Source organism: Clostridium homopropionicum DSM 5847, assembly GCF_001263795.1.
GTDB lineage: Bacteria > Bacillota > Clostridia > Clostridiales > Clostridiaceae > Clostridium_H > Clostridium_H homopropionicum.
The window spans coordinates 1-1,771 of sequence record NZ_LHUR01000008.1 but is presented as its reverse complement, the minus strand read 5'-3'; the positions used below and the strand labels follow the sequence as shown (position 1 = coordinate 1,771).

The window sequence follows — 1,771 nt, the reverse complement described above, 5'->3', positions numbered from 1 at the left end:
CCTTAATTGAAAATCGAAATGCAACCCTTCCGAATTTAAATTAAGCTATAAAGTTAGATTAATTACATATGCCCAGGTGGTTGCATCCTGGTTTACAAAAAGATTGGTGATGAGCCAGTCTTTTTATTTTCTTGATTCCTAAAATCATATATCCTATAAATGTTGGCGGCAGAAAAGGAGGATATATGTCTAAATTTTTTACTTATGAAGAGAGACTTGAGCTACAAAAGTTTCTAAAAGAAAGTCTCTCCTTTAAAGAAATAAGCCGCAGATTAAGTAAGAACCCAACGACCATTTCAAGGGAAGTGCGCAAATACAGTTCAGAGGTTGCTACTGGATACCCCGGTTTCCCTTATAACTCTTGTAAAAACCGCTTCACCTGCAGAAAAAAGGACGTTTGTGGTAAAAGCTGTACGAGAAAATCAACCATCTATTGCAAACTTTGTTTTTCATGCAATATGAACTGTTCGGATTTTATAGAGGAAATCTGTACAGCCAGATTCAGGGTTCCTTATGTCTGTAATGGTTGTGAAACATTGGGGAAATGCTCCCTGTTAAAAAACATTTATGATGCGGAGCATGCCCATATTAAAGCACATGAAACGATATCAGAATCTAGAAGTGGTCTTTGTGTATCGGAAAATGAGATTGCAAGGCTTAATGCGATCATTTCTCCTCTGGTTCAAAATGGTCAGTCTGTTCATCAGGTTTATGCTACCCACGAAGATGAACTAATGTGCAGCGAGAAAACAATATACAATTACATTGATGCCTGTCTGTTCGATGTAAGAAATATTGACCTACCACGTAAGGTTAAGTTCCGCGAGAGATACAAAAAGCCTGAGTTCAAGGTTGATAAAGGTTGCCGTATTGGACGTAATTATGAGGACTTTAATGTATTTTTGGATAAAAGCCCCGATACTTCAGTTGTTCAGATGGATTCGGTCATTGGCAGCAAGGGTGGTAAATGTCTTCTCACCATTCATTTTGTAGACACCAGTTTCATGCTTGCCTTTCTTCGAGATGCCAATACTTCACAATCTGTCATTGATATATTTAATAGCCTCGAAGTAACCATCGGAAAGGAAACATTTAAGAGATTGTTTCCAGTCGTCCTTACGGACAATGGCAGTGAATTCTCGAATCCAAAAGCGGTTGAATATGGTGCTGAAAAGTATGGTGGACTGAGAACTAGGATATTTTACTGTGATGCAGGGCGTCCTTATCAGAAAGGTGCTATTGAAGTCAATCATGAACTGATCCGAAGAGTCCTTCCTAAGGGAAGCAGCTTTAATCATTTGACACAGGAAGATATCAGTCTGATGATGAATCATATCAATTCTTACAAAAGAAAAAAGCTGAATAACCGTACCCCATACGAAACATTCAGCTTTTATCACGGAGAAGAAGTTTTACATAAACTTGGGTGCACACCGGTTGCCGCCAGTGACATCATGTTAAAACCAGCTCTTCTCAAAAAATAATATAGATTATGCCGCCAACTAACCTGTTAAATAGTTAGAGATAGGGGTGGATTCTCCGATTACAAAAAAATCGAGAGAGAGTCGACCTCTGTTTGGCATACAGTTTTATATTATCATACCGCAGAAAAAGCTTAAAATCAAACTGCATTTGGGTTGCAAAAATTGCTTCTCGATTACAAAACAGGCATTACGGATACAAAAACTGCGTTTCGGTTACAAATATTTAGTTGTCGATTACAAAGGTGGCTTTTCATTTTACAAAGTGGCTTCTTGCTTTTCTATTAACC

General features: G+C 38.0%; 1 protein-coding gene. It reads left to right on the top strand.

What is annotated here, in order from left to right; genetic code table 11:
* Positions 1-185 precede the first annotated feature (185 nt).
* On the top strand, positions 186-1,484 hold the full coding sequence (locus CLHOM_RS01145) for an IS30 family transposase (RefSeq protein ID WP_052219845.1): 1,299 nt from the start codon (positions 186-188) through the stop codon (positions 1,482-1,484).
* Positions 1,485-1,771 lie beyond the last annotated feature (287 nt).